This is a genomic window from Stenotrophomonas sp. YJH_SMC_106-19, assembly GCF_059368375.1.
Genome location: NZ_JCAFRQ010000011.1, coordinates 1 through 7472, shown reverse-complemented (window position 1 = coordinate 7472; position 7472 = coordinate 1). Strand labels below are relative to the sequence as shown.

General features: G+C 67.7%; 7 protein-coding genes. All 7 read right to left on the bottom strand.

Translation table 11 applies throughout. The features are described 5' to 3' along the window. Window positions 1-1722: methyl-accepting chemotaxis protein (locus tag AC5P5M_RS18320; protein ID WP_495206237.1), on the bottom strand; the 1722-nt coding region annotated here is incomplete at its 3' end. 102 nt (window positions 1723-1824) lie between these two features. Beyond that, window positions 1825-2208 (bottom strand): hypothetical protein, encoded by a 384-nt coding sequence (locus AC5P5M_RS18315; RefSeq protein ID WP_053520421.1) that lies wholly within the window; start codon window positions 2206-2208, stop codon window positions 1825-1827. Window positions 2209-2344: 136 nt separating this feature from the next. Continuing rightward, complete coding sequence (locus AC5P5M_RS18310; RefSeq protein WP_053520422.1) at window positions 2345-2836, bottom strand: chemotaxis protein CheW; 492 nt, start codon at window positions 2834-2836, stop codon at window positions 2345-2347. Window positions 2837-2973: 137 nt separating this feature from the next. Continuing rightward, window positions 2974-3747 (bottom strand): flagellar brake protein, encoded by a 774-nt coding sequence (locus AC5P5M_RS18305; protein WP_053520423.1) that lies wholly within the window; start codon window positions 3745-3747, stop codon window positions 2974-2976. Window positions 3748-3888: 141 nt separating this feature from the next. Next, window positions 3889-6081, bottom strand: a complete 2193-nt coding sequence (locus AC5P5M_RS18300) for a methyl-accepting chemotaxis protein (protein WP_322522766.1) — start codon at window positions 6079-6081, stop codon at window positions 3889-3891. A gap of 3 nt (window positions 6082-6084) precedes the next feature. After that, window positions 6085-6558: a hypothetical protein gene (locus AC5P5M_RS18295; protein ID WP_495206236.1), complete on the bottom strand. Its 474-nt coding sequence runs from the start codon at window positions 6556-6558 to the stop codon at window positions 6085-6087. 202 nt (window positions 6559-6760) lie between these two features. Then, window positions 6761-7472: methyl-accepting chemotaxis protein (locus AC5P5M_RS18290; protein ID WP_495206235.1), on the bottom strand; the 712-nt coding region annotated here is incomplete at its 5' end.

The following is a 7472-nucleotide window of genomic DNA, read 5'->3' as shown; positions in this document are numbered from 1 at the left end:
GGACATGGTGGTGACCACCTGGCCGACCACTTCGCCGCCCTGGGAGGCGACGCCATGGGCACCGATGGCGAGCTGGTTGGCCTGGCGGGCGTGCTCGGCGTTCTGGCGCACGGTGGAGGTCAGCTCCTCCATCGAGGCGGCAGTTTCTTCCAGGTTGGCGGCCTGCTGTTCGGTACGGCGCGACAGGTCGTTGTTGCCGGAGGCGATCTCGCCGGCGGCAGTACTGATTGCCCGGCTGGACTGCTTGATGCGGGTGACGATCTCGCTCAGCTGCGCGGCAGTGGCATTGGCATCGTCACGCATGCGAGCGAATACGCCCTGGTAGTCGCCATGCATGCGCACGGTGAGGTCACCCTGCGACAGCGCGGCGAGCAGGCCGGAAATCTGTTCGATGCTGCCGGCGTTGGCGTCGAGCAGGCCGTTGATCTGCTGGGCCAGCTGCAGGAAGAAGCCTTCCTTGTCGCTGGTTTCGATCCGGCCGGACAGATCGCCGGCGGCGGCGCGGGCGATCACCCGGGCCACTTCGGCCTCGACCTGCGCTTCCTGGGTACGGTCACGCCATTCCACCACGCAGCCGACGGTGTCGCCGTCCTCGTTGCGGATGGTCGACACGACCTGGGCGAACTGGGCATCGCCGTACTGCATCGGGCGACGGGCCACGCCGTGCTGCTTGAGGTTCGCCAGCAGGGACGGGTCCATCTCGCCACGGTGTTCCAGCACCGTGACCGGCTTGCCGATCAGCGAGTCCTGCGCATCGAAGTCAGGCAGGTCGCGGCGCACATCGTCCTGGTACTGGCTCAACGTCTGCTGCAGGGCACGGTTGCTGTAGACGATGGTGTTGTTGGCATCGGTCAGGTAGACGCCGGTCGAACTGTAATCCAGCGCGGTCCGGATGCGCAGGTTCTCACGGGCGATGGCCTGGTCGGTCTCGATGCGCTCACGCAGATCACGCTGCATGCGCTGCATGGCCTGCATCAGTTCGCCCACTTCATCCTGGCGGCTGACATCGATGTGACCGTCGAGCTTGCCGCCGGCGACATCATTGGCCACCGAGACGGCACCACGCACGCTGCCGACGAGGGCGCGGGCGAACAGCCACACCAGCACCAGGCCGAGCGCGGCGCCACCCAGCAGGGCGATCACGGTCAGGACGGACGAAGCGGCATAGGTGGATTCGGCCTGTTCGCGCGAGGCGCGTGCGAGGCGGTTGTCTTCGGCAATCAGGGCTTCCAGCGCCGCGGCGGCCTTGCGGTGCTTGGTGCGGGTCTCGCCGACGAAGGTATCGATGGCGTCGTCCGGCAGGTCCAGTTCCAGCATCTCGGTGACGCTGTCGTAGGAGGCCAGGGCGTCCTTCCAGTCCTTGGCGAAGGTGTCGAACAGCTTCTTCTGCTGGGCGTTGTCCACCAGCTTCGGATAGTCCTTGATGGAACTGTCCATGCTGGTACGCAGCGCGGCAGCCTGCTTGCGCGCGTCGGCCTTGACGTCATCGCTGGCACGGATCAGCTGCTGGTAGGCACTGTTGCGGTACTCGCCGAGCATGCCGCGCATCTCGCCGGCCAGGCGGATGCTTTCCATGCGCGAACCGGCCAACTCGGTGGTGACGTTGTTCAGCGAATGCAGGCCACGATAGGCGACGATGCCCTGCAGCAGCATCACCAGCAGGATGACGCCGAAGGTCACCATCAGCTTCGGCATCAGTTTCAGGTTGTTGATCCAAGGCATGGGCGTTGCGATCTCCTAAGGCAGACGCGCACGGGCATCGGGCCCGGTTGCGGCGGCGGCCACGCCGGCACCAGGACCGGCGTGACTGCGACGGACAGCGGATTACTTGATGTTGGCCAGCTTCAGGCCGGCCGGCGAGCTGACTTCGATCTCGGCGCGCGAGGCATCGCGCTGGATCTTGCCGATCACGCACACGGTCTTGCCTTCCAGCGTTTCCAGCGGGAACGAGAACTTGCTGCGGTTTTCACCGGCGATGCGCGCCGAGAAGGTGTGGCGCGGGAAGGCGCCGCCCATGTACAGGAACGTCGGCTGGCCTTCGGAACCTTCGGCGAAGCGGGCCTTCTCGACCTTGCCGCAGACCATGCCGTCCTTGCCCACCGAGCGCGGGGCCAGTTCCGGCGGGATCATGTCCGAGGACTGGGCGAGGGCGGACGACGCGGTGGTGGCCAGGGCGGCAGCCGAAACGAGCGCGAGCAGGGACTTCATCGGGGTGGTTCTCCGGGAGGGTGATGGTTTTTTGCCGGTGGTACGCGTTCCCGCGCGGCCGGCCTCTGTCCCCCTATCGGCACCGCCGCAGGGAACTGAAGGGTTTCGTGACAGCAACGTGAAGCGGTACGCAGACTCAGGCGGCGGCGTCCTCGAGCAGGGCCGGCTGGCCCATGTCCGCGCTGTCCAGCAGGGTCTCGATGTCCAGCAGGATCAGCATGCGGTCGTCCTGGGTGCCGATGCCCGAGATGAACCGGGTATCGACCGCAGCGCCGAATTCAGGGGTCGGGCGGATCTGTTCGGACGACAGCGGGATGACGTCCGAGACGCTGTCCACCACGATGCCGACCACACGGTCATCGACATTGAGCACGATCATCACGGTAAAGGCGTCGTAGCGCGCGTTCTCCAGGCGCAGCTTCAGGCGCAGGTCGATCACCGGCACGATGGTTCCGCGCAGGTTGATTACGCCCTTGATGTAATCCGGTGCGTCCGGCACCCGGGTGACGGCATCGTAGCCGCGGATTTCCTGCACCTTGAGGATATCCACGCCGTAATGCTCGGCGCCGAGCGTGAAGCTGAGGAATTCGCCGCCGGCGCTGGCGGCGGAGCGGGTCTGGTCGTTCATCGAGGGGTCCTGGTTCTGCCGGAAGTCCCGGTGTCAGGCTCGATATCGGCCCCGCGCGGGGGGACTTTAGGCAGGGCCGTGACAGGACATTCCCGTCTGGTGAGGACCGGATGGCGCCAGGCCACGGCCGGCGCCAGCTACATCTCTCCGTTCCGGCGTGCCTTGCGCTGGCGGTCGATCCGGAAGATGTAGCGCTGGATGGCGCTGTCGCCACCGCGAGGCAGGCTGTCGAAGCGCATCCCCACGCGCTTGATTTCGGTACCGTTGGGCTGGCGCTGCGGCAGCAGGTTGCAGACCACCAGTTCGATATCCAGATCCGGCCCATCCGACAGCGACAGCACCGCCGCGTAGCGCTGCTGCAGGCCGAACACGGCGCAGTCGCTGGGCACCGCGACGGCAAGGCCTCCGCCGCTGATGTCCACCACGCGCATCGACAACGCCTCGGGGCGTCCGTCCGCAGCCGGCAGCAGCAGCTGGGGCGAGTCGGTGATGGGGGTCTCCAGCCGGTACAGTTCGCGCCGCTGCAGATGCATCAGTTCCTCTGGCAGCGCAGCGCGGAAGGCGACGTGGCCGTCGTTGTCCACGCGCTGCAGCCCCTGCAGACGGAAGCGCACCAGCACGCGCTCAAGCTGGGCGAAACACAGCACATGATCGGCCTGCTCGGCTGCCCGGTTGGACGCCTCCTGCGGGCTGCCATCGATCAGCAGCACGTCCTCGTCTTCGTCCAGTTCCAACAGCGCGGTCGGGAACGAGCGATCGCGGCCGTCGATATGCGCGTTTATCAGGGAGCGCTGCTCGATCAGCGAGCGCAGCAGCTGCCGCAGCTGGCGCGGATTACGGACCAGGAAGCGTTCATCCGCGGCGTCGGCCGCATGGACATCGTGCACTGCTGTGTCGTTGCCGTCGGACATGGAATCTGTGGTCAGGGGCGGGCGCCTGCGCGCGCCGGCGCGTGGCTCGATGGGGATATCGGCCACCGCGCCGGATTATGAAGTGTGAGTTTCATCACCTTCCATCGGCCGGGCCGGGATCGAAGGAATGGGCCGAAGGCATCATTCCTCGATACCGGCGATCTGCCGCACACGCTGCATCACCGCCGGATTGTCGTCCCCTCCGTGCAGGTGGAAGCGCGCTACCGCGGCCGCCAGCAGCTGTGCCTGTTCGGCCATGCCGTGGGTGGCGGCGGTGGACGCCTCCACCAGCGTGGCGTTCTGGCGGGTGCTGGCGTCCATCTGCGCGATGCTCTGGTTCACCTGCTCGATGCCCATGCTCTGTTCCTGCGAGGCGGAGGAGATCTCGCCCATGATCTGGTTCACCTGCTGCACCGCGGCCACGACCCGCTGCATGGTGCTGCCGGCCTGTTGCACCAGTGCGGCGCCATCGCTGACCTTGCCGACAGAGGCGTCGATCAGGCCCTTGATCTCCTTGGCAGCACCCGCCGAGCGTTGGGCGAGGGTGCGCACTTCGCTGGCGACCACGGCAAAGCCGCGGCCCTGCTCACCGGCACGGGCGGCTTCGACCGCCGCATTGAGGGCCAGGATGTTGGTCTGGAAGGCGATGCCGTCGATGACGCTGATGATCTCGGCGATCTTCTTCGAGGAGGCTTCAATGGCGGACATGGTGGTGACCACCTGGCCGACGACCGTGCGCCCTTCGCCGGCGATGTCGGCCGCATCGGTGGCCAGCTGGTTGGCCTGCCGCGCATGTCCCGCGTTCTGGCGCACGGTCGCGGTCAACTCCTCCATGGTGGCGGCGGTTTCCTCCAGGCTGGCCGCCTGCTGTTCGGTGCGGCTGGCCAGGTGACCGTTGCCCTGCGCCAGTCCGGCGGCGGCGCCGGTGAGGCGGCTGGAGGCTGCCTGGATGCTGCCGACGATGCGGGTCAGCTCGGCGATGGTGGTGTTGGCATCGTCGCGGATGCGGGCGTAAACGCCGTGGAAGTCGCCCTGCATCTGCACGGTGAGGTCGCCGCGCGAGAGCGAGGACAGCAGCTGCGAGATCTGCTCGATGCTGCGTGCGTTGGCATCCAGCAGGCCGTTGAGGCGTTCCGCCAGCTGCAGGAAGAAGCCTTCCTTGCCGGCGGTGCCTACGCGGCCGCTGAAGTCGCCCTGCGCGGCGGCATCGACGATATGGCCGAGTTCTTCTTCGACCTCGATCTCGGCTGTGCGGTCGGCCCACTCCACCACGAATCCCTGGCGCTGTTCGTCGTCGCCGATGATCGGATTGACGATCAGCTGCAGGGCCCGGCCGCCGACGCGGATCTGCGTGCGATAGGTGCCGGTGAGGCGGTCGAGCAGGGTGGCCTGGTGGGCCGGATTGCGGTGGAAGATGTCGATGTTGCGGCCCAGCAGGTCGGCGGCGCTGAACTGTGGCAGGTCACGGCGCAGGTCGGCTTCGGCGGCGGCCAGCATTTTCTGCAGTGGACGGTTGACGAAGACGATGTTGCGGTCACGGTCGGCGATCATCACGTTGGTGGTGACATCGTCCAGCGCGCTGCGGATGCGCAGCGATTCGCCACCGGCCGCCAGCTCGCGCTGGCGGCGCTGCAGCAGCCGGGTGCTGGCCTGGACCAGGGCGGCGGCCAGCGAGTCCTGCGGGAACTGGCTGGCATGCAGCGCCTCGGGCAGGGGCTGGTCGTCGGCCAGGCCGCGTGCCAGGTGTGCCAGTTGCTGCGGGTCGTGGCCGAGCAGCAGAAGCTGGCGGCGCATCTGGACGGCCATCACCGACAGCAGGCCGGCCTCGATGGTGACGTACAGGGCGTGCAGGACCAGCACGCCCAGACCACTGCCGGCGGCGAATACCGGGTACGGCAGGCCGCGCGTCTGCAGGGCGAAGAACAGCACGTGATGCACGGCGATCGCCACGGCGGCCACCACGATCGGCAGCCAGTCGCGGTAGTACAGCAGCAGTGCGATCAGCACGATGACCGTGAAGTGGGTCTCCAGCTGTCCGTGCGTCTGGTGGATCAAGGTGGCCGACAGCACCATCCACGCCAGCGCTGTCGTGCAGCGGCTGAGGCGGCTGCCGGGTTGCAGGTGGACCTGCACCGCGCTGACCAGCAGCGCAGGCAGTGCGACCAGCAGCCACGGTGTCCATTGACCATGGCGCACGGCCAGTGCCAGCGAGGCCAGGACCAGCCCTGCACTGACCAGCAGGAACAGGCGGTCGGCACCCGCGGCCAGCGTGCGCAGGTAAGGCGGTGTCGGCTGACCGGTCGGCGCGGCGGTATTACGGGTGGAGGCATGCATGCGCTACTCCTTGTGGCATGGGCAATGATGGGAAAGGATCACGGGCGCCTGTGCATTGCGCAGCAGCCCCGCAACCAGTGGAGCGGCTGCGAGCGGACGGCCGCCGCAGCCCGCGTCGAGAAGGGAGGGCCCGGCATAGACAAGGCGCTGCTGGTACAGCACCAACCATTCGAAGGGCAGCGGCGTGCGGGCCTCCCGCAGGTCGATGCCGTCGGGTGTGCGCGCCGATGGGGCGCAGCCACAGACGATGGACTGCCGCAGCAGCAGGGGATGCTGCTGGCTGGCGGCAAGCACGGCGGGCGACAGCTGCGCCAGCACGTCCACGGCGCGCCAGTGGCTGGCCGGTGGCTGTGAAGCATCGGCCTGCGCCCACAGCGCGGCGAGGGTCCATCCCAGCCACGCAGCGAGCAGCAGCACGCCGGCCAGCATTCGCCCACGCTGTACCGGTATCGGGTCGGGGTCGTTGCTGGCTGGCATCGCTGGCTCGCGTAGGACCGTGTCCCGTTAGCGGCGAGCGGCGGCTGAACCTGAAGAAAAATTCAATCAGTTGGCCGGGGCAACGCTGGAACTGTGATGCGTTGCGACGACCGGCGAGGAGTCACGGCGATCAGACCGGGCCGGTCGAGGGTCGGATCCCTGCCAGTGTGCAGGAATCCGACGCGTCCCGGTTCCGATGAGGTCAGAACTCCTGCCAGTCGCCGTCGAGTGCCAGCGCCGGCTGCGCCGCCGCGGCGCGTGCGACGCGCTGGGGGGCCGGCCTGGCCGCTGGAGCTGCCGCTGGCGTTCTGCGCTGCGCCGCCACGACCACCGCCGGTAGCGGTGCTTCGTTCTGTGATTCCAGGCGGAAGCGGGCCACGGCCTCACCCAGCTGCACAGCCTGTTCCTCCATCGCCCGTGCAGCGGCGGTGGCTTCCTCCACCAGCGCGGCGTTCTGCTGGGTGGTCTCGTCCATCTGCACCACGGTCTGGTTGACCTGCTCGATGCCGGCGCTCTGTTCCTGCGAGGCCGCGGAGATCTCGGCCATGATGTCGGTCACGCGCTGCACCGAGGCGACGATCTCGCCCATGGTGGCCCCGGCCTTGTGCACCAGCGCAGAACCATCGGCGACCTTGCCCACCGAGTCGTCGATCAGGCCCTTGATCTCCTTGGCGGCAGCGGCCGAACGCTGGGCGAGGGTGCGTACTTCGCTGGCGACCACCGCAAAGCCGCGGCCCTGTTCACCGGCACGGGCGGCCTCGACCGCGGCGTTCAGGGCCAGGATGTTGGTCTGGAAGGCGATGCCGTCGATGACGCTGATGATCTCGGCGATCTTCTTCGAGGAGGCTTCGATGGCGGACATGGTGGTGACCACCTGGCCGACCACTTCGCCGCCCTGGGAGGCGACGCCATGG